The organism is Stenotrophomonas sp. YJH_SMC_64 (assembly GCF_059371375.1).
Window position 1 is genome coordinate 185,998 of sequence record NZ_JCAFUN010000011.1, and the last position, 20,904, is coordinate 206,901.

Genomic DNA, 20,904 nt, shown 5'->3' on the forward strand with positions numbered 1-20,904 from the left:
TCCTTGGAAGAGAGAAGGCAGCAGGTGCCCCTGCGCGGATCGGCAGCGGCTTCTCCCAAGTAAGAGCCGGCATCCACCGAAGTGGAGAACGCGGATTCGATGAATTTTTTCTGACAGTCCACGACCGCACGGGCCTCAGCGGCTGCCAACCCGCACGGTGTCGCCTTCGCGCCTCACCACGAAGCGCGGGTCGCGTTCGAGGAAGGCCTCCAGCGCACCGATGCGATGCGCATCGAGGCTGCCGGACAACCGTGCCGATGCCGCACCTTCGTCCAGCACGCGTACCTGCACCTGGTTGTGCCGGTTGAAGGCCGCCGCCACCTCGTCCAGCCGTTCATCCAGGAAGGACACCTTGCGCTGCTGCCAGTCCAGCAGCATCGACAATGGCAGGTCCAATGACTCGACCGCATGGCTGCGCGCGTCGACCTGCACCACCCGGCCTTCGCCCAGTTGCGCAAGACGCCGGGGGTCCGCACCCTGGCTCCATACCTCCACCTCGCCGGAGACAACGCCGATGCGCGTGCTCTGCAGCCGTCGCGATACATCGAACACCGTGCCGATGTCGCGGATCTCCAGGCCGTTCACCGCCACCTCGAACGGACGGCGGTCGCGGGCGATGTCGAATGTGGCCTCACCCTGCAGCAGCTCCACCTTGCGGCTGAACCAGCCCATGCGTACGCGCAGGCGGCTGTCCGCGTTGAGCCGCACCTGGGTCTGGTCGGGCAGCACCAGGTCGCGAAGTTCACCCTGTCCGGCACTGTAAAGCTGCCAGGTGGGCATCACCTGCGGAACCAGGCCCACGCCGAGCAGGGTGATACAGGCTGCGGCAGCCGCCACCCACCAGCGCGCACGACCGCGACGCGGCACAGCGCGCGGCGGCGCGTGCACGCTACCGAACAGCGGCACCACCTTGGCGGCGACCTGCCGCGGTGGAACCGCCGCGTCGTCAGGCAACGGCGATTGCAGCGCCTCGCCCACCTGCCGGTGCAAGGCAAGGGCGTGCATGTAGGCGCGCACGTGCTCCGGCGAGCGCTTCATCCAGTCCAGGAACGCGAGGCGCCCGGCCTCATCCAATGGCCCCTCGCGATTGCGCAGGAACCAGTCCATGGCCTCGCAGGCGATCGTGTCGTCGGCCACGGGCGATGAGGTCCGGTTCATGTGAGCTCCCTGGCGCCCAGCGCCTTCCTGCAGGCCTCCAGCCCCTTGCCGATGTGCTTGCGCACCATGTGCACCGACACCTGCAGCTGCTGGCTGATTCGCGGGCAGTCCAGCCCGTCGCGGTAGTGCAGCTCCATCACCCGCCGCGTGGTCGCCGGCAGTCGTGCGATGGTGCTGCGGATATCGTTCCAGCGCTGCGCACGCTCGAATTCACCTTCGATGTCTTCTTCGCTTTTCAGCACTTCGGCCAGCAGGTCGACGTCTTCCAGCGGCGGCAGCGACGACCGCGCGCGCGCATGCTCGCGCGCCAGGTTGGCCGCCACGGTGAACAGGTAGGCTTCCGGGTTCTCGACCGCATCGGCATCCTCGCCGGTGCTGCGCAGCAGGCGCAGGTAGACCTCCTGCGCCAGGTCTTCGGCATCCTCGCTGGCCGAACCGCGACGCAGGAAGAAGCCACGCAGCAGCCGGCGCCGCAGTTCGTAGCTCTTCTCCCAGATCCTCACGCTGTTCACGGCCGGCCAACCACCCCGAGGCTGGAAAGCCCCGCAGGGTGACCGCCATCGATGACAGTGGCGTTTCAACGACCGGCAGGCAGCCGCTAGAATGCGGCCCCTGCAATGTCCCGGCAGCCCGCACAAGGAGTGCTCCCATCAACGCACGCACCGCCATCAACACCCTCAGCAGCCTGCTGTTCCTGCTGCTGGTCGCCCACACCACCGCCTACCAGCAGCAGATGTGGCCACCCAGCCGGGTCATCCATGTGCATCCGGTGATCGTCGTCCTCGCCTATGCGCTGGGTGTGCTCACGCTGCTGTTGTGGATCGGCGGCCGTCGTGCGCCGGAACCCGCCCAACGCCTGGCGCGCTGGTTGCCCATCGTCGCCTGGTGCCTGCTGGGCATCGGCGTGGCGATCATCCCGGTGTTCCTGCCGGGGCTGTCCCCGGCCTGATCAGCGGCCGCGCCCAGCGCATCGGCCCATGATACGGCGCGCGGCACCAACCCTTGCTTGCCAGAGACCCAAGCCCCGCCCGCCTACCGAAGCGTGGGGGGCAGGCCTACGCTTGTCTTCTCGGTGGCCGCCACGGTCGCCCTTCGCGTCACGGCGCCCGCCGTTGCGACCCCGCTCCAGTGCCGTGCGCCCTGCCGGTGTTGTCGCCCAGGCAGACGTCCGACCGGCGCCCTCTGGAGACAGCCATGAACCAAGCCCTCATTCCCTTCGATACCGATCCACTGGAAACCCAGGAGTGGCGTGAATCGCTGGAGGCGGTGATGCAGGCCGGCGGCCGGCCGCGCGCGCACTACCTGATCGACCAGCTCAGCGATCTGGACGCCCGGCAGCACGGCGACCTGCATACCCGTGCCTGGACCGCCTACGTCAACACCATCCCGCCCGAGCGCCAGCCGGCCTACCCGGGTGACCTGGCCATCGAGCGCCGCCTGAACGCGATGATCCGCTGGAACGCGATGGTGATGGTGCTGCGTGCCGGCAAGCACTCCAACGTCGGCGGCCACATCGCCACCTACCAGTCGGCGGCTGTGCTGTACGACGTGGGCTTCGATCATTTCTTCCGTGGCCGTACTGACACCTTCGACGGCGACATGATCTACATCCAGGGCCACTCCGCGCCGGGGATCTACGGCCGCGCGTACGTGGAAGGCCGCATCGATCCAGCGCGCATGGACAACTTCCGCCGCGAAGCCGGTCGCGAAGGCCTGTCCTCGTATCCGCACCCGCGATTGATGCCGGAGTTCTGGCAGTTCCCCACCGTGTCGATGGGGCTGGGCCCGCTGACCGCCGCCTACCAGGCGCGCTACATGCGTTACCTGGAATACCGCGGCCTGAAAGAACACCAGGGCCGCAAGGTCTGGGCCTTCCTCGGCGACGGCGAGATGGACCAGCCCGAATCGCTGGCGGCAATTTCCCTGGCCGGCCGCGAGCGGCTGGACAACATCGTGTTCGTGGTCAACTGCAACCTGCAGCGCCTGGACGGTCCGGTACGCGGCAACGCCAAGGTCATCCAGGAACTGGAAGGCACCTTCCGCGCGGCCGGATGGAACGTGATCAAGCTGATCTGGGGCAGTGGCTGGGACGACCTGCTGGCCCGCGACCACAGCGGCCTGCTGCGCCAGCGCATGATGGAATGCGTGGACGGCGACTACCAGACCTTCAAGTCGCAGAGCGGCGCCTACGTGCGCGAGCATTTCTTCGGCCGCTACCCGGAGCTGCTGGAGCTGGTCGCGCACATGAGCGACGACGACATCTGGGCGCTGGCACGTGGTGGCCACGATCCGCAGAAGGTGTACGCCGCCTACCAGCAGGCGGTGAACACCAGCGGCCGGCCGACGGTGATCCTGGCCAAGACGGTCAAGGGTTTCGGTATGGGCGAAGCCGGCGAAGGCCAGAACATCAACCACCAGCTGAAGAAGATGAGCGCCGACGCGGTGCGCGCTTTTCGCGACCGCTTCAACCTGCCGGTCAGCGACGACCAGCTGGAGGAGATGCCCTATCTGCGCCCGGAACCGGGCAGCGCCGAAGCGGCCTACTTCGCCGAGCGCCGCCGCATCCAGGGCGGGCAGCTGCCGGCGCGCCTGGCCAAGGTCGATCCGCTGCCGCTGCCGCCGCTGTCGATCTTCAACACCCAGCTGCAGGGCAGCGGCGATCGCGGTCAGTCCACCACCATGGGCTTCGTGCGCATCCTCACCAGCCTGCTGAAGGACCCGGAGCTGGGCAAGCTGGTCATTCCGATCGTGCCCGATGAATCGCGCACCTTCGGCATGGAAGGCCTGTTCCGCCAGATCGGCATCCACTCCTACCTGGGCCAGCTGTACACCCCGCAGGACGCCGGCCAGCTGAGCTATTACAAGGAAGCCAAGGACGGCCAGATCCTGCAGGAAGGCATCAATGAATCCGGTGCGATCTGTTCGTGGATCGCCGCCGGTACCGCCTACAGCAACCACGGCCTGGCCACGATCCCGTTCTACATCTTCTATTCGATGTTCGGCCTGCAGCGCGTCGGAGACCTGGCCTGGGCCGCTGCCGATGCGCGTACCCGCGGTTTCCTGCTCGGTGCCACGTCGGGCCGCACCACGCTGATGGGCGAAGGCCTGCAGCACGATGACGGCCACAGCCACGTGCTGTCGTCGGTGATTCCCAGCTGCGTGTCCTACGACCCGACCTACAACTACGAGCTGGCGGTGATCATCCATGACGGCCTGCGCCGCATGTATGTCGACCAGGAAGACATCTACTACTACATCACCGTACTCAACGAGAACTACCCGCAGCCGGCACTGCCCGAAGGCGCCGAGGCCGGCATCCTGAAGGGCCTCTACCTGCAGCGTCCGGCAGCCGCCGATGCCGCCTCGCATCCACGCGTGCAGCTGATGGGCGCAGGCTCGATCCTGCGCGAGGTGGAAGCTGCGGCAGAACTGCTGCAGCAGGACTTCGGCATCGCCAGCGATGTGTGGAGCGCGACCAGCCTGACCGAACTGCGCCGCGATGGCCTGGCCGCCGAACGCTGGAACCTGCTGCACCCGGCTGAGGAACCGCGCGTACCCTACGTGCAGGAGTGCCTGCAGGGCCATGATGGCCCGGTGGTGGTGGCCACCGACTACATGAAGATCGTCGGCGACCAGATCCGTCCCTTCATCAACGACCGCCGCTTCATCGCACTCGGTACCGATGGCTTCGGCCGTTCCGACACGCGTGAGTCGCTGCGCACGTTCTTCGAAGTGGATCGCCACTTCATCGTGCTGGCCGCCCTGAAGTCGCTGGCCGACGAAGGCCGCATCGAGCGCTCGCGGATGCAGGAGGCCATCGACAAGTACGGCATCGACACCGGCAAGCGCGACCCGGCCTCGGTGTAAGGCTGCCGGTGCCATGCCCGCGGATTCCCTCCCCGTGGGCATGGCGCAGGCGGCGCCGCTACGGTATCCGCTTGAACAGGTTGGTCTGCAGGATCGGCGTGCCGTCGTGGCCGTAGAACGCCTTGGTCTCGGTCATCGTCGTACGGTCCGCCGCCACGGTATAGATGCGGGTGGAGGCCGGCGTGCCATGGTCCACCAGCTGCATCACCAGGGTATTCGGCGCCGGCAGTTTCAGGTTGGCCTTGTCCGCGCCGTAGGTGCCGGACAAGGGCCCGGGCGTACCGTCCAGCGCCAACGTGCCGTCGGATTTCATCGTCTTGCCGTCGTGCAGGACGATGTCAACGTGTGAACTCCACCGCCCCGCACCGGCGTCCTTGAACTCCAGCACCACCTGCTTCGGGCGCTGTGCTTCGGGTAACGCAGACGTGGCGATATCCAGCGACCAGCGCCCCAGCAGCGGTGAGGGCGAAGCTTCCACCGCCAGCGCCGGAACGGCGGAGAGCGAAAGCGCAGACAACAACACAGCGGACAACAGCTTCATACGGGGCTCCGTTCGAATGAGGAAGCTCTGCGTGGGGCGTTGCGGGGCAGTGCCCAGATCGTGCCGGTCGCCAGCAGCACGCGCAAGGCGGTGCGCTGAACGAGGGAGACTCCGTCCCATCCCGAGAGGCAAAAGCACCCTGCCCCATTGAATCGAGGCGGTTTCCGCTCTTGTTGACCTGAATAGTTACGTTATAACATTTCACGTCAATTTCACGGACCGTGCCATGCGTCGCCATCTCCTTGCTACCGCCCTTCTGTTCGCCGTCCACAGCGCCCAGGCCGCGGACGAACCCACCCTCCCCACCCTCCAGGTCCAGGCCAGCCAGCCCTCCCGTATCGACAGCCGGGTCACCGTCGACAATCCACAGGCGCAGAACCGCACCCTGGGCGGCCTGCTCGAACACGTCTCCGGCGTGCAGAACAGTGCTTTCGGGCCGAACGCGGGTGCCCCGGTCATCCGCAGCCTCAGCGGCAACCGCGTGCAGATCCTGCAGGACGGCCAGTCCATCCTCGGGATGAACGCGATCAGCGGCGACATCAACATCCCGTTCGATCCGCTGTTCGTACGCAGTGTCACCGTCAACAAGTCTTCCGACACCGTGCGCTACGGCGGCAATGCGATCGGCGGCAGCGTGGAGATCGATTCGGGCCTGATCTCGCGCCGCATGGAAGACAAGGACCAGTCGATGGAACTGGTCCTGCGCAAGGGCTTCAACGCCGCCGACGCGCAGGGCTTCCGCATGAACTTCAACAACCAGCGCAACTTCTCGACCAACCTGCAGGTCTCGCGTCAGCGCATCTCGCACTACGACATCCCCGGCAACAGCAAGGCCAGTGTCTGCAACACGCGCCTGTTCCCGCCGACCGGTGGCGTGAACTCTGCGCTGGCCGACAGCTGCCAGAAGGAAGCGCGCGTGCAGCAGATCTACAACAAGGCGTCGCAGCCCTACATCGACCAGTTCATGACCGAAAACCCGGACTGGGCCGACGGCGATTTCTCCTTCTACACCAACAATCCGACTTCGGTCTGGCAGCGCCGCACCTACATCAATCCGGTCAATCCTGCCTATGTCGCTGGCACGCCGTCGTACGTGCAGAAGCAGATCAACAACGACGTGACGCCCGATTACCATCACCGGTTGGGCAACAGCTACGCGAGAAATTCGCAGGTGGCGCTCGGGTCGACCCTGTTCTTCGACCGTGGTTACGTGGGTATCAGCATCGATGCCAAGGACAGCGAGTACGGCGTGCCGGGGTTCTCGATGCAGAACCTGTCGTTCGGTTCCAACTATGCCAACGGGCTGCCGGTGGGGGTGGTGATCAAGCAGGAACGCTATGCACTGGAAGCCCTGCTGCGCGATCCGCTGCCGTGGTTCGAGCGCGCCGAACTGCGCGTTTCCAAGCTGGACAACACCTCGGGCGAGCGGCTGGGTGCCACCCGCGCCAACGACTACGATTTCGAGAGCACCCAGGCCGAGCTGCTGCTCAGCCATCAGCGCGTCGGTCCGCTCAGCGGCATGCTGGGTTTCAGCCACCAGTCGCGTGATGTCACCGGCAGTGGCTCGCTGCGCTACCTGCCTGACGTCGACACCCGCAGCAACGCGGTGTTCCTGAAGGAGACGCTGGACTTCGGCTGGGCCAGTTTCGACGCTGGCGTGCGCCACGAGCGCGTTGACCATGACCTGCAACCAAGCCGCTTCAAGACCGCGCGCAATGCCGCCAACGCGAAACTGCAGGACCGCGACTACCGGCTCAACAGCTACAGCCTGGGATCGTATGTCGAGCTCGGTCCGTTGTTCGCCGCCAAGGTGCGCTACTCGTCTTCGCAGCGCGCACCGGAGATCAACGAGTTGTATGCGAGCAATGCTCACTATTCGGTGATGACCCAGGAAGAAGGCAACCAGAACCTCGAGCCGGAACGCGCGAAGAACCTGGAACTGACCGGCCTGTTCCACCTTGGTGGTTTCGAACTGTCGGCCACCGCGTACCGGATGAAGTACGAGAACTATCTGTACCTGGGTTACTCGGGCATGCAGACCGCCAACCGCCTGCCGCTGAAGTACTGGAAGCAGGCCGACACCACGGTGAAGGGCTTCGAGATCGATGCCTCGCAGGCATTGGACCTGGGTCGCTACGGCACGTTGAACGTGTCCGCCTTCGCCGACCTGGTGAAGAACAAGGCCGACCGCCCCGATTCGTTGCATGCCCACAATGACGGCGAGTACCTGCCGAACATGCCGACCAACCGCTACGGTGCCACCCTGCAGTGGCAGCGCGAGGGCTGGAAGGCGCGGCTGTCCAGCACCTACTACGACACGCAGAAGTACCTCGGCCGCAACGTGAGCGAGGAAGTGCCGCTGGATGCATTCAACCTGGTCGACCTGCAGGTCAGCCGTGAGCTGCCGGTACGCAACAGCTACATCGCCGGCATGGAGGTGTTCGCCAACGGCAGCAACCTGCTCAATCAAGAAGCACGGCCGCACAACTCGCCGCTGAAGTACATCGCGCCGCTGCCCGGGCGCGGTTTCCAGGTGGGCGTGACGGTGAAGCTCTGAGGATCGAACGCGTCGATACGCGCCTGCGGGCAAATGGCCTGCAGGCGTTCTCCCCCCCCCTGCGTGGTTGCGCCACACGCGCCGGTTGATTCACCATCGGCAAAAGAGGAGAGCGTGATGAACTGGAAGCATGCGGTTTCACTGGCGCTGTTGTTGTCCGTTTCATCAGCCGCAAGTGCTGCGTCTGCGATCACCTACGACAAGGATGGCCGCTACGGCTATTCGATGAACCAGTCTTCCCTCACCACTGCGATGCAGCAGTCGCTGCACTACTGCGCAGCGCGATCGCGCAATTGCGGTCAGTCCGCCAGCACCACCAGCGAAGGCTATTCGGCCATAGCGACCGGCACGATTGCGTTGGGCTTTGCACTGGGCGAGAAGACGGCGGACGCCGCGCAGCGGAAGGCCGAAAGAATGTGCAGGGAACGTGCCAACGACTGCACGCTCGCGTTGCTGTGGCGGGAAATTCCACCTCGTCACATTGAACCGCCACAGCTGCCGGGTACACCCGCTCCGGCACCGGCGACGACACCCGCGCCCATGCCAACGCCTGCCTCCCGCACCAATCAGCCAGGATAGTCAGCTCCACGCTGCGAGTGTCGGATAAAGAAAAACGCCTGCAGATCGAGGATCTGCAGGCGCTTCTTTGTATCTGGCGGAGTGAGAGGGATTCGAACCCTCGATAGAGCTTTTGACCCTATACTCCCTTAGCAGGGGAGCCCCTTCGGCCACTCGGGCATCACTCCGGGGTTTTCTCCGCGTCTGGTGCGTTGCACCTCAGCGGGGCGTGAATCATAACGTTAATCGAGTGCGAAGGTAAAGCGTTATTCGGCAGAATTTTCGCTACCGGTGCCACCGGCTTCGTCACCGCGCTGGATGCGCTGATAGATCTCTTCGCGATGCACAGCAACGTCCTTCGGCGCGGTGATGCCGATACGCACCTGGTTACCCTTGACGCCAAGCACGGTGACGCTCACCGAGTCTCCGATCATCAGGGTTTCGCCGACGCGGCGAGTCAGGATCAACATTTTTGTAAGTCTCCATGGAACCGTGTGGAAGGGTATCCCCCACCGGCTTGACGCTCCGTCAAGAAGCGCTACCACGACAAAGGGAAAAGATTCGCAATGGTACCGTCAGCCGTCCCGCTCCTACAAGGAGGGGGACGGCCAGGTTCATCACAGGCGGGGGCTGACCCATTCGACGACTGCAGCCAGCGCAGTGGCAAGGGCGGGCCCGTCCTCGCCACCACCCTGGGCGAGGTCCGGGCGTCCGCCGCCCTTGCCCCCGATCTGACTGGCGATATGGGACAACAGTTCCCCGGCCTTGACCTTGCCCATTGCACTGCCGTTCACACCCGCGACCAGGGCGGCCTTGCCGTCCTGGGCGCCGGCCAGCACGATCACCGCGTCGCCCAGCTGCTGCTTCAGGCGGTCCATGGCGTCACGCAGGGCCTTGGCGTCGAAGCCCTCCAGGCGGGCAGCCAGTACCTTCACGCCAGCAACCTCGACGGCCTGGCCGGACAGATCGGCCGTGGCACCGGCGGCGACCTTGGCCTTCACGGCCTCCAGTTCGCGCTCCAGCTGCTTCTGGCGCTGGCCGAGGGCACGGATCTTCTCGACCACGTCGGCAGCGCTGCCACCGAGCAGTTCAGCGGCCTCGGCCAGGCGGGCCTCTTCGGCGTCCACGTAATCCAGCGCACCCTGGCCGGTAACAGCCTCGATGCGGCGCACGCCCGCGGAGACGCCGCCCTCGGAGGTGATCTTGAACAGGCCGATGTCGCCGGTACGGTTGACGTGGGTACCACCGCACAGTTCGGTGGAGTAGTCACCCATCTTCAACACGCGCACGTGCTCGCCGTACTTCTCGCCGAACAGGGCCATCGCGCCGAAATCCAGCGCCTCCTGCATGCCCATGTTGTGTACTTCAGCGGCGTTGTTGGCGCGCACCTGCTGGTTGACCTTGCGCTCGATCACGGCAAGCTCTTCCGCGCTGATCGGCTGGAAGTGCGAGAAGTCGAAACGCAGGCGGTCCGGAGCGACCAGCGAGCCCTTCTGCTGCACGTGGCTGCCCAGCACTTCGCGCAGGGCGGCGTGCAGCAGGTGGGTGGCCGAGTGGTTGAGGATGGTGGCGCCACGGCGCTCGCCATCGACCTGGCCGGAGAGCACGTCGCCGACCTTCAGGCCGCCTTCGGACAGGGTGCCGACATGGCCATGGAACTGGCCGGCGAACTTCTGGGTGTCGTCCACCGCCAGGCGCACGCCGTTGCCGGTCAGTACGCCGGTGTCACCGACCTGGCCGCCGGACTCGGCGTAGAACGGGGTCTGGTTGGTGATGACGATGACTGCGTCACCGGCATCGGCCGACTGCACCGGACGGCCGTCCTTGAGCAGGGCCAGCACGGTCAGGCCGTCAGCCTGCAGGCGGTCGTAGCCCAGGAACAGGGTCGGGCTCAGGGTCGCCACCAGCTCGGCGGGCAGGGTCACGCCACCACCGAACTTGCCGGCCGCGCGCGCGGTCTCGCGCTGCTGCTCCATCGCGGCATCGAAGCCGGCAATGTCGACGGTCAGGTCGCGCTCGCGGGCGATGTCCTGGGTCAGGTCGAGCGGGAAACCATAGGTGTCGTACAGGCGGAAGGCGTCAACGCCCGGGATCACGCCATTGCTGGCCTTGCCCGCCACGTCCTCGAAGATCTTCATGCCGGCGTCGAGGGTTTCGGCGAAACGCTCTTCTTCGGCCTGCAGCGCACGGGTGACGGTGTCCACCGCAGCCGGCAGTTCCGGATAGGCTTCGCCCATCTGCTCGACCAGGGTCGGCACCAGCTTGCTGAAGAACGGCTGGCGCACGCCCAGCATCCAGCCGTGGCGCAGTGCGCGGCGGATGATACGGCGCAGCACGTAACCGCGGCCTTCGTTGGACGGCAGCACGCCATCGACGATCAGGAACGAACAGGCACGGATGTGGTCGGCGATCACGCGCAGCGACTTGTTTTCCAGGTCGGCGGTGCCGGTCAGCTCGGAGGCCTTGCGGATCAGCGCCTGGAACAGGTCGATCTCATAGTTGGTGTGCACGTGCTGCAGGATCGCCGCCAGGCGCTCCAGGCCCATGCCGGTATCCACGCACGGCGCCGGCAGTGGTACCAGGGTGCCGTCGGGCTGGCGGTCGAACTGCATGAACACCAGGTTCCAGATTTCGATGAAGCGGTCGCCGTCTTCATCCGGGGAACCCGGGGGGCCACCGGCGATATGGTCACCGTGGTCGTAGAAGATCTCGGTGCACGGGCCGCACGGGCCGGTGTCGGCCATCTGCCAGAAGTTGTCCGAGGCGAACGGCGCGCCTTTGTTGTCGCCGATGCGCACGATGCGCTCTTCCGGCACGCCGACCATGTCGCGCCACAGCGCGTAGGCTTCGTCATCGGTCTGGTAGACGGTGACCAGCAGGCGTTCGGCCGGCAGCTTCCAGACCTGGGTCAGCAGTTCCCAGGCCCAGGCGATCGCGTCCTTCTTGAAGTAGTCGCCGAACGACCAGTTGCCCAGCATTTCGAAGAAAGTGTGGTGGCGCGCGGTGTAGCCGACCTGGTCGAGGTCGTTGTGCTTGCCGCCCGCGCGCAGGCAGCGCTGGACGTCGGCCGCGCGCACGTAGCTGCGCTTTTCCGCGCCAAGGAACACGTCCTTGAACTGCACCATGCCGGAGTTGGTGAACAGCAGGGTCGGATCATTGCCCGGCACCAGCGGCGCCGACGGCACGATGGTGTGGCCTTTGCCCTTGAAGAATTCAAGGAAGTCGCTGCGGATCTGGGAAGTCGTGAATTTGGCGGATGCGTTCATTGGGGGCTGGCAGTCTGCGGGCCGGCGGACCCGGACCACCGGCCGCGTTGGCCAGGGTCGCGAGGGACCGCCGAAAACCTAAAGGGTATCAGGCCCGGCGCCGCCAGTCTCAGTCATCCGGGTCGTAGCGGGTCGCGCGGCGGATGCTGTCGCCGTCGAAGCCCCGCCGGGCCAGCAGATCGGCAGCCTTGCGCCGCTGTGTCAGGTCCTGCGGGCCGGCCTCGCCAAAGCGTCGGCGGACCAGATCACGGGCGTTTTCCTGCCAGTCGCCTTCGTAGCTGTCCATCGCTGCGGCAATCGCGGCACTGTCCAGGCCGTGGGTCCCCAGCTCGGCGCGGACATGGATCGGCCCATAACCGGTGTTGGCGCGCATCCTCACCAGGTTCTCGGCAAAACGGGTGTCGTCCTGCCAGCCGGCCTCGGTCAACTTGGCGACAGCGGCCTGCGCGGCTTCGTCTTCGATGCCACGGGCGGTCAGCTTGCGGGTGAGTTCCTTGCGCGAGTGCTCGCGGCGGACCAGCAGGCCCAGTGCCCGTTGCACGGGGGTCTGCTCACGCGGCCGGCGCTTGCGGCCGGTCGGAATGTCTTCGGCGTCGGACATGGGTACTCCAAGGGTGGCGCCATCCGTGGCGCCCAGCCCATCCCTGGGCGATTCGAACCTGCGGGACAGGGCAACGTCACTGACGGCGCCACCCTGCCCCACAGCAAGCCTTATTCGTCTTCGCCTTCGTCGTCGCCTTCCTCGCGGGCCGCTTCGGCCGGCTGGAATTTCTCGCGCAGCTCGGCCTCGAGCTTGGCGGCGACAGTCGGGTTGTCGCGCAGGTAGCCGCGGGCGTTGTCCTTGCCCTGGCCAATGCGTTCTTCACCGTAGCTGTACCAGGCGCCAGCCTTCTCGACCAGCTTGGCATCCACACCCATGTCGATCAGCTCGCCTTCACGGCTGATGCCTTCGCCATACAGGATCTCGGTGATGACCTGCTTGAACGGAGGTGCCAGCTTGTTCTTGACGACCTTGATCTTGGTCTGGTTACCGATGATCTCGTCACCCTTCTTGATCGCGCCGATACGGCGGATGTCCAGGCGGACCGAGGCGTAGAACTTCAGCGCGTTGCCACCCGTGGTGGTTTCCGGGCTCTGGCCCGGCATCATCACGCCGATCTTCATGCGCAGCTGGTTGATGAAGATCACCAGGGTGTTGGAGCGCTTGATGTTGCCGGTCAGCTTGCGCAGCGCCTGGCTCATCAGGCGGGCCTGAAGGCCTGGCAGCTGGTCGCCCATCTCGCCTTCGATTTCGGCCTTCGGGGTCAGCGCGGCAACCGAGTCGATCACCAGGATGTCGACCGAACCCGAACGGACCAGCATGTCGGCGATTTCCAGCGCCTGCTCACCGGTGTCCGGCTGCGACAGCAGCAGGTCGTCCACGTTCACGCCCAGCTTGGCGGCGTAGATCGGGTCCAGCGCGTGCTCGGCGTCGATGAAGGCCGCGGTGCCGCCCATCTTCTGGCATTCGGCGATGGCCTGCAGGGTCAAGGTGGTCTTGCCCGAGGATTCCGGCCCGTAGATCTCGACGACACGGCCCTTCGGCAGACCACCAATGCCCAGCGCGATGTCGAGCATCAGCGAACCGGTCGGGATGGCTTCGACGGGTTCGACCACGCGGTCGCCCATGCGCATCACCGAGCCCTTGCCGAACTGCTTTTCGATCTGGCCCAGAGCTGCAGCGAGGGCGCGCTTCTTGTTCTCGTCCATCGGATTGGTCCTTGCAGAGGTCGTGTCGTTGGAGGTGCTGTCTTTGGGGGTCTTCTTTGCCATGGGTTCACTTTAAGTCGGACGTATCGCACAGGCTGAGATTCTGCCCGGCGCTCTGAAAAGAATTATCGGACATCCGTACCAACCTCAGTGGAACCAGAGAATCGCCACAAAAGACCGCGGGGTAATGCGCTATGGAACGGGTCAACGGTTGGGCCGCAGCAGGCCGCAATAGAGGCCCTCGATCGCGAAGTCCTGATCCGGCAGCACCTCGATCGGCTTGTAGTCGGGGTTGCGCGGCAGCAGGCGGATACGATCCTTGGCGATCTTCAGCAGCTTGACCGTGATCTCGTCATCGATGCGGGCCACCACGATCTGCCCGGAATGGGCGTCGCGGGTACGATGCACGCCGATCAGGTCACCGTCGAAGATGCCCTCGTCGATCATCGAATCGCCCTGCACCTTCAGCAGGTAGTCCGGCGCTGGCGAGAAGAACACCCGGTCCAGCACCACGAAATCGTCCGAGCCGATGTCGGCGCCGATCGGGAGGCCCGCCGCAACCCGGCCGAGCACCGGCAGGCGCAGCACACTGTCGGGCAGGTCCGGCTCGGCCAGCTTCTCGACCGGCGGCGCCTGCACCAGGCGGATGCCGCGGGCCTGGCCCGGGATGCGACGGATCGCACCGGCCTGCTCCAGGGCTTCCAGGTGGTACTGGGCCGCGCGCACGCCCTTGAAGCCGAACGCACGTGCGATTTCAGTCTGCGAGGGCGGCGCGCCTTCGCTCTCGATACGCTCGGCGATCAACTGCAGGATCGCCTGCTGGGTGTCGGTCAGGTCCATGTTTAGTAGTATTACTACTAATATCCGGGACTGCAAGTGCCGCAAACGACATGGAGTGGTGCGGGCCTGTTGGGCCGAGGCATGCTCGGCAAGCGTCGCCGGGTATGGCCCAGCACCAGGAGCAAAGGCAGCCGACCAGCGGTCGGCTCTACAGGAATCGCGCAGCGATTCCGCGGTTCCCGTTGGGAACCGCTGCGGTAAACACACTCACGTGTGTTTACCGCTTCTCCATATCGAGAACAGGATCCACACGCCGCAGAAGCCGGCGCCGATGAAGCCGCAGACGCCCAGCGCCAGCAGCCAGCGGCTGGAGACGCCGCCGACGCTGTGCATCACGATCGAGGAACCGATGATCAGCGCAGCAGTGACGATGCCCATCACCAACCGGTTCGCTGCGCGGTTCACCTGTTCGCCGAAGCCCTGCAGCGCCGTGGTTTCCACCTTCAACTGCAGGCGTCCCCGGCGCGCCGCCTGCACCAGCTTGCGCAGGTCGCGGGGAAGCTCACCGGCGAAGTCGACCAGGCCCAGCAGGCTGCGGCGGCCGCGCTTGAGCAGCGCCTTGGGCGCATAGCGCTGCAGCACCACCCGCTCCAGGAACGGGCGCGCGGCACTGGCCATGTCGAAATCCGGGTCCAGCTGCCGGCCCATGCCTTCCAGGGTCAGGAACGCCTTGATCATCAGCGCCAGGTCAGCCGGCAGGGTCAGGCTGTAGCTGCGCAGCAGCTGGGTGATGTCACCCAGCATCAGGCCGATGCGCAGGTCCTTCAGCGGCACACCACGGTATTGATCTACGAACTGGCTGATGTCGTGCTGCAGCCGGTTCTCGTCCACCTCAACACCGCCGGCCCAGTCCAGCAGTACGTCGGCCACGCCCTGCGGGTCCTGCTCGACCAGCCCGTGCAGCAACTGAGCCACCTGGAAACGCCGCACTTCCGACAAGGCGCCGACCATGCCGAAATCGATCACGCCGATGCGGCCGTCACGCAGGTAGATGATGTTGCCGGGGTGCGGGTCGGCGTGGAAGCTGCCGTCCTCCAGCACCATCTTCAGCACGATGCCGGCGCCACGCCGTGCCAGCTCGCGCCGGTCCAGGCCCGCCGCATCGACGCCGGCCAGGTCTCGGCCAGGAATGCCGTCGACGAAGTCCTGCACGTTCAGGCTCTCGCAGGTCCACTGCCAGTGCACCTTCGGAATCAGTATGTCGTCACGGCCGCTGAAGTTGCGCGCGATGCGCTCGGCATTGCGGCATTCGGCAGCGAAATCCAGCTCGCGGCGCAGCGACACGGTGAACTGCTGCACGACTTCGGCCGGGCGGTAACGACGCAGGTCCGGCAGTCGCGCTTCAACGATCTCGGCCAGGCGGGCCAGCAGACGCAGGTCGGCCTCGACCACATCGCGGATGCCGGGGCGCCGCACCTTCAGCACCACCTCGCGACCATCATGCAGGCGCGCGCGATGGGCCTGCGCCAGCGAGGCGGCAGCCATCGGGGTTTCATCGAGGAACGCGAACACCTCTGCAGGCGGTGCGCCAAGGTCGGCCTCGAGCTGCTCACGGATGTCCGCATACGGCAGCGCAGGTACCGCGTTCTGCAGTTCGGACAGCTCAGCGATCCATTCCGGCGGCAGCAGGTCAACGCGCGTCGCCAGCACCTGCCCGAGCTTGACGAAAGTGGGACCGAGATCCTGCATCGCGCTGCGCACGCGCACCGGTGCGGTCATCCGCAGCAGTTCCTGCCGCTCCTCGTTCCAGTGCAGAAGGCGCCCTGCCCGCTCCAATGTGCTGGCCAGGCCGATGCGCCGCACCACGTCGCCGAAGCCATAGCGGATCAGGACGACGGCAATTTCCTGCAGTCGGCCCAGGTCACGGACCGTGCCCAGCGTTTCCCACATCATGCGTGCTCCGGACGATTACCGGAGCAGCATGTCACAGCTGGGCGTCGATACCGCGCAATGCCGCCGCCACGGTTTGCCGGCGGATGGCTTCGCGGTCGCCATCGAACTGGAACAGCTCGGCGCGGGCATAGCCGCCCCGGCGCTTCCAGCCAATCCAGACGCTGCCGACCGGCTTGTCCGGGCTGCCGCCGCCGGGACCGGCGATGCCCGTCACCGCGACGGCGATGCCGGCACCCGAATTGACCAGCGCACCGGACACCATTTCCAGCACGGTTTCGCGGCTGACCGCGCCGAACTGCTCCAGGGTCTGCGCGCGCACGCCCAGCAGGCGCTGCTTGGCTTCGTAGCTGTAGACCACCATGCCGCAGTCGAAGAACGCCGAGGAACCGGCGATATCGGTCATGCACTTGGCGATCCAGCCACCACTGCAGCTTTCAGCGCTCACCAGCTGCAGCGAAGCCTGCTGCAGGCGCTGCCCGAGCGCGGCGGACTGGGCGTTGAGGTCGGCGTCGGTGGGGATGGACATCGGCATGACGGTGGGGTGAAGAACCTGCACGTTGTACCGCAGATGACAGGCGGATGTCGCGCCCCTCCAGCACGGTGGTTGCCGGCCAGCGGCCGGCACTACCGGGGATTGGCCGCTACCTCACCACTCCGGCAGCTTCTCCGGCAGCAGCGCCCGGATCGGCGCGCCGTCGGCACTGGCAGCCAGCTTTTCGGCTTCGGCGATCGGCAGGTCGACCTGCAGCAGCCAGCCGTCTTCATCGGCCTGCTCGCTGCGGATCACTTCCAGCTGGTGCAGGCGCGCGCGCAGGCGGCCGGCATCGGGTGGCAGGCGCAGTTCGCCGGTGACGTGCTGCAGGCCCAGCCGCTTGCCCAGCACCGCCTGCAGCAGCTCCAGGCCCTGCCCGTCGCGTGCGGAAATCCACACCCGCTCGCGGCGCGATTCGTCCGGGATGCCATCCTGGCCGTCGTGGCGGACGTCGGCACCGTCGATGCGGTCGATCTTGTTGAACACCAGCAACTGCGGCAGGTCACCGGCACCGACTGCGGTCAGTACCTCGTCGACCTGTGCGATGCGCTCCTCGCGGTGCGGATCGGCGGCGTCGACCACGTGCAGCAGGAAATCCGCCTCGCGCGCCTCGGACAGGGTCGAGCGGAACGCCGCAACCAGGTCATGTGGCAGGTCGCGGACGAAGCCGACGGTGTCGGCCAGGACCACGTTGCCACCCGGCACCGCAATGCGGCGCACGGTCGGATCCAGCGTTGCAAACAGCTGGTCGGCGGCATAGGCCTCGGCGCCGGTCATGGCGTTGAACAGGGTCGACTTGCCGGCGTTGGTGTAGCCCACCAGGGCCACGCGCGGCAGTTCGCTGCGCACGCGTGCACGGCGCATCTGGGTGCGCTGCACTTCCACCTTTTCCAGGCGTTTCTGCAGCTGTTCGACCCGCTTCTGCAGCAGGCGGCGGTCGGTTTCCAGCTGGGTTTCACCCGGGCCGCGCAGACCGATCGAACCACCGCGCTGGCGCTCCAGGTGGGTCCAGCCGCGCACCAACCGCGTGGCCAGGTGACGCAGCTGCGCCAGCTCGACCTGCAGCTTGCCCTCGTGGCTGTGCGCACGCTGGGCGAAGATATCCAGGATCAGGCCGGTACGGTCGATCACCCGGCGCTCCAGGAACCGTTCCAGGTTGCGCTCCTGGCCCGGGCTCAACGCATGGTTGACCAGGATCAGGTCGGCACCGCTGGCGTCGGCCGCGGCCTTGATCTCGTCCAGCTTGCCGCTGCCGATCAGGGTCGACGGATTCGGTCGGTCCAGGCGCGCAGTGATCGTCGCGGCGATGCTGGCCCCAGCCGAGCGGGCCAGATCACCGAATTCTTCCAGCACATCGTCTTCCAGCTTGCCGAAATGGGGCTGGATCAACAGGGCGTGTTCGCCCTTTTTCGAGCGGTCAAACATTCACCGCTCCGGTATTACTCGTCTGCTTCATCACCTGCCTGACCACCTTCACCCGACTGCACGTAACCACCGCCCGGACCGACCTTCACGTTGCGTGCCGGAACGACCGTGGAAATGGCGTGCTTGTAGACCATCTGACTGACCGTGTTGCGCAGCAGGACCACGAACTGGTCGAACGACTCGATCGTGCCCTGCAGCTTGATGCCGTTGACCAGGTACACCGAAACCGGCACGCGTTCGCGCCGCAGTGCGTTCAAGAAAGGATCCTGCAGCGATTGCCCCTTGGACATTGCACACTCCTGATTATTGTTCTTATTGGGTTGCCGACGGTTGCCACGGCCCCCGAGCCGCCCGCCGACCGATGATGTTACACGGCTGGCGGGGGTTCAGCGTGCGACGAAGGTCGACACCGCGCCGGCCAGGCGCTCCCCATCGACATGGGGGTCGAACCAGCGCGCATCAAGCTCGCCGCGCAGCCAGGTCAGCTGGCGCTTGGCCAGCTGCCGGGTGGCGAAGATTGCCTTGTCACGGAAACGGGCGGCATCACCCTCCCCGTCCAGGTATTCCCAGGCCTGGCGATAGCCAACCGCGCGCACCGCCGGCAGGTCCAGCGGCGCCGTCACGGCGGCCATTTCCGGCATTGCACGCAGTGCCCGCACCTCGTCCAGGAAGCCCTGCGCCAGCATGGCGTCGAAGCGCGCCTCGATGCGCTGGTGCAGTACCGCGCGGTCACGCGGGGCGAGGATCAGCTTGAGGGTGCGCACCGGCAATGGCGCGACGCCCGGCCGGCGCTGCCATTCACTGATCGGCGTGCCGGTGAGGCGATAGACCTCCAGCGCCCGCTGGATGCGTTGCGGGTCGGTGGCATGGATACGTGCGGCTGCGGCTGGATCGACCTTGGCCAGTTCTGCGTGCAGTGCCGCCCAGCCCCGCTCGGCCGCCTCGGTGCTGAGTGCTTCGCGCATCACCGGGTCGGCCTCCGGCATCGGCGACAGGCCCTGCAGCAGGGCCCGGAAGTACAGCCCCGTGCCACCTGCCAGGATCGGCGTTTTGCCGCGTGCCACGATGTCGGCCACGACGCGGCCGGCATCGGCGGCGAACTCGGCCGCCGAATAGGTCTGCCACGGATCGCGCAGGTCCAGCAGATGGTGCGGCGCCTGCGCCCGCTCGGCCGCATCCGGCTTGGCCGAGCCGATATCCAGATGCCGGTAGACCAGCGCCGAATCGACGCTGACGATCTCGCCATCCAGCTGCTTCGCCAGGGCGATCGCGGTGGCGGTCTTGCCACTGGCGGTCGGCCCCATCACGGCGATCGCCAGTGGCCGCCGGTCGATGCCCATCAGTCTTCGTCCGGCCAGCGGATCGTCGGCGTGGCGTCGGCGCGCGGCGTTGGCACGGCCTCGACTGCCTGCCAGATCTTCAATGCATCAACGGTGGCGGCCACGTCATGCACGCGCACGATGCGTGCGCCACGCTGCACCGCGATCAGGTGCGCGGCCACCGAGGCGGCCACGCGCTCGGACGGCGTGTCGCGACCGGTCAGTTCGCCCAGGCTGCGCTTGCGCGACAGGCCAGCCAGCATCGGCACGCCCAGCTCCAGGAACCGCTCGGAGCGTGCCAGCAGGGTCATGTTGTGGGCGGTGGTTTTGCCGAAACCGAAACCGAGATCGATCAACAGGTTCTTCTTCGCAAAGCCCGCCATCTCGGCAGCGAACAGGCGCTGGACCAGGAAGCCGTGCACCTCGGCGACCACGTCGTCGTAATGTGGATCGGCCTGCATGTGGCCTGGCTCGCCCTGCATGTGCATCAGCACCACCGGCACGCCGGTTGCAGCGGCGGCGTCCAGCGCCCCTTCCTGACGCAGTCCGTAGATGTCATTGATCATGCCAGCGCCAGCCGCCACGGCCGCGCGCATCACTTCCGGCTTGAAGGTGTCGATGCTGATCGGCACCCGGGTGCGTGCGGCCAGCTGCTCGATCACCGGAATCACCCGGCGCAGTTCCTCCTCCACCGATACCGGCGCAGCGCCCGGCCGGGTCGATTCGCCGCCGATGTCCAGCAGGTCCGCGCCCTCCTCGACCAGCTTCAGGCCATGGGCGACCGCAGCCTCGGTGGTGTCGTGCGCGCCGCCATCGGAGAACGAGTCCGGGGTGACGTTGACGATGCCCATGACCCGGGCACGGTCGAGGCGCAGGATGCGGCCGGCGCAATCGAGCTGGGGCGAGGTATCGAACATGGGCAATCCTGCAGGGACAACGGCGGGTAGTTTAGTTCGGCAGGGCGGCGCCCTGCACCCGCAGAGGCCAGAGCAACAGCAACAGCGGGTTTCCTGTGGGATGGCGGGGTGGGTCCAGTTGCGGGGGACGCCGTAAATACGTCCATGTAGCAACTGTGTTGATGGAGGGACTTGGCCCCTCCATGAGACGGGCACGGTAGTGCCGGCCGCTGGCCGGCAGCCTTTGGTCTTGCGCCCTGGCTGGCCTTAGGCAGGGACCAGCCCGTTTTCAGCGTCGCGCAC

Annotated in this window: 18 protein-coding genes and 1 tRNA gene; 4 read left to right on the forward strand and 15 right to left on the reverse strand. The window is 66.2% G+C overall.

What is annotated here, in order from left to right; translation table 11 throughout:
- Window positions 1-135: 135 nt before the first annotated feature.
- Window positions 136-1,158, reverse strand: a complete 1,023-nt coding sequence (locus tag AC5P9L_RS13785) for a FecR family protein (protein ID WP_262101992.1) — start codon at window positions 1,156-1,158, stop codon at window positions 136-138.
- A complete protein-coding gene (locus tag AC5P9L_RS13790; protein ID WP_005409031.1) occupies window positions 1,155-1,670 on the reverse strand; it encodes an RNA polymerase sigma factor in 516 nt (171 codons plus the stop codon). Before AC5P9L_RS13790 ends, AC5P9L_RS13785 begins: the two co-directional genes overlap by 4 nt.
- Before the next feature lie 38 nt (window positions 1,671-1,708).
- Here AC5P9L_RS13790 and AC5P9L_RS13795 point away from each other — a divergent pair, with 38 nt between their 5' ends.
- Entirely contained in the window at window positions 1,709-2,107 is a 399-nt protein-coding gene (locus AC5P9L_RS13795; RefSeq protein WP_087803283.1) for a hypothetical protein, read from the forward strand.
- Between the two features lie 245 nt (window positions 2,108-2,352).
- A complete protein-coding gene (gene aceE, locus AC5P9L_RS13800) occupies window positions 2,353-5,025 on the forward strand; it encodes a pyruvate dehydrogenase (acetyl-transferring), homodimeric type (protein WP_262101991.1) in 2,673 nt (890 codons plus the stop codon).
- A 58-nt stretch (window positions 5,026-5,083) separates the two neighbouring features.
- Here aceE and AC5P9L_RS13805 read toward each other — a convergent pair whose 3' ends face one another.
- A complete protein-coding gene (locus tag AC5P9L_RS13805) occupies window positions 5,084-5,566 on the reverse strand; it encodes a hypothetical protein (RefSeq protein WP_033834139.1) in 483 nt (160 codons plus the stop codon).
- A gap of 226 nt (window positions 5,567-5,792) precedes the next feature.
- Between AC5P9L_RS13805 and AC5P9L_RS13810 the strand changes: the two genes are divergently transcribed.
- Together AC5P9L_RS13810 and AC5P9L_RS13815 are read left to right on the forward strand one after the other, a co-directional pair.
- Window positions 5,793-8,123: a TonB-dependent receptor domain-containing protein gene (locus AC5P9L_RS13810; RefSeq protein WP_262101990.1), complete on the forward strand. Its 2,331-nt coding sequence runs from the start codon at window positions 5,793-5,795 to the stop codon at window positions 8,121-8,123.
- A gap of 117 nt (window positions 8,124-8,240) precedes the next feature.
- Window positions 8,241-8,702, forward strand: a complete 462-nt coding sequence (locus AC5P9L_RS13815) for a DUF4189 domain-containing protein (protein ID WP_088436846.1) — start codon at window positions 8,241-8,243, stop codon at window positions 8,700-8,702.
- Between the two features lie 74 nt (window positions 8,703-8,776).
- On the opposite strand, the gene AC5P9L_RS13820 is transcribed toward AC5P9L_RS13815, so the two are convergent.
- The 12 genes from AC5P9L_RS13820 to folP form a co-directional block, all read right to left on the reverse strand.
- Window positions 8,777-8,869: transfer RNA gene (locus AC5P9L_RS13820), tRNA-Ser, on the reverse strand.
- A gap of 78 nt (window positions 8,870-8,947) precedes the next feature.
- Window positions 8,948-9,151, reverse strand: coding sequence for a carbon storage regulator CsrA (csrA, locus tag AC5P9L_RS13825; RefSeq protein ID WP_004152909.1), 204 nt, complete (start codon window positions 9,149-9,151; stop codon window positions 8,948-8,950).
- 147 nt (window positions 9,152-9,298) lie between these two features.
- Window positions 9,299-11,947 carry an alanine--tRNA ligase gene (gene alaS, locus AC5P9L_RS13830; RefSeq protein WP_005412938.1) on the reverse strand — a complete coding sequence of 883 codons (2,649 nt, stop codon included), beginning with the start codon at window positions 11,945-11,947 and terminating at the stop codon, window positions 9,299-9,301.
- 109 nt (window positions 11,948-12,056) lie between these two features.
- Window positions 12,057-12,548 carry a recombination regulator RecX gene (gene recX, locus AC5P9L_RS13835; protein WP_005409024.1) on the reverse strand — a complete coding sequence of 164 codons (492 nt, stop codon included), beginning with the start codon at window positions 12,546-12,548 and terminating at the stop codon, window positions 12,057-12,059.
- A gap of 110 nt (window positions 12,549-12,658) precedes the next feature.
- Window positions 12,659-13,696, reverse strand: coding sequence for a recombinase RecA (gene recA, locus AC5P9L_RS13840; RefSeq protein ID WP_005412937.1), 1,038 nt, complete (start codon window positions 13,694-13,696; stop codon window positions 12,659-12,661).
- Between the two features lie 204 nt (window positions 13,697-13,900).
- Window positions 13,901-14,536 carry a transcriptional repressor LexA gene (gene lexA / locus AC5P9L_RS13845; protein ID WP_060380453.1) on the reverse strand — a complete coding sequence of 212 codons (636 nt, stop codon included), beginning with the start codon at window positions 14,534-14,536 and terminating at the stop codon, window positions 13,901-13,903.
- Between the two features lie 207 nt (window positions 14,537-14,743).
- Window positions 14,744-16,426 carry a 2-polyprenylphenol 6-hydroxylase gene (gene ubiB / locus AC5P9L_RS13850; RefSeq protein WP_012479735.1) on the reverse strand — a complete coding sequence of 561 codons (1,683 nt, stop codon included), beginning with the start codon at window positions 16,424-16,426 and terminating at the stop codon, window positions 14,744-14,746.
- Between the two features lie 34 nt (window positions 16,427-16,460).
- Entirely contained in the window at window positions 16,461-16,955 is a 495-nt protein-coding gene (locus tag AC5P9L_RS13855; protein ID WP_044571262.1) for a CinA family protein, read from the reverse strand.
- Between the two features lie 120 nt (window positions 16,956-17,075).
- Window positions 17,076-18,386 carry a ribosome rescue GTPase HflX gene (hflX, locus tag AC5P9L_RS13860; RefSeq protein ID WP_005412934.1) on the reverse strand — a complete coding sequence of 437 codons (1,311 nt, stop codon included), beginning with the start codon at window positions 18,384-18,386 and terminating at the stop codon, window positions 17,076-17,078.
- 14 nt (window positions 18,387-18,400) lie between these two features.
- Window positions 18,401-18,676 carry an RNA chaperone Hfq gene (hfq, locus tag AC5P9L_RS13865; protein WP_004152891.1) on the reverse strand — a complete coding sequence of 92 codons (276 nt, stop codon included), beginning with the start codon at window positions 18,674-18,676 and terminating at the stop codon, window positions 18,401-18,403.
- Window positions 18,677-18,772: 96 nt separating this feature from the next.
- Complete coding sequence (gene miaA, locus AC5P9L_RS13870) at window positions 18,773-19,726, reverse strand: tRNA (adenosine(37)-N6)-dimethylallyltransferase MiaA (protein WP_012479733.1); 954 nt, start codon at window positions 19,724-19,726, stop codon at window positions 18,773-18,775.
- Window positions 19,726-20,622, reverse strand: coding sequence for a dihydropteroate synthase (gene folP / locus AC5P9L_RS13875; RefSeq protein ID WP_012479732.1), 897 nt, complete (start codon window positions 20,620-20,622; stop codon window positions 19,726-19,728). Before folP ends, miaA begins: the two co-directional genes overlap by 1 nt.
- Window positions 20,623-20,904: the final 282 nt, after the last annotated feature.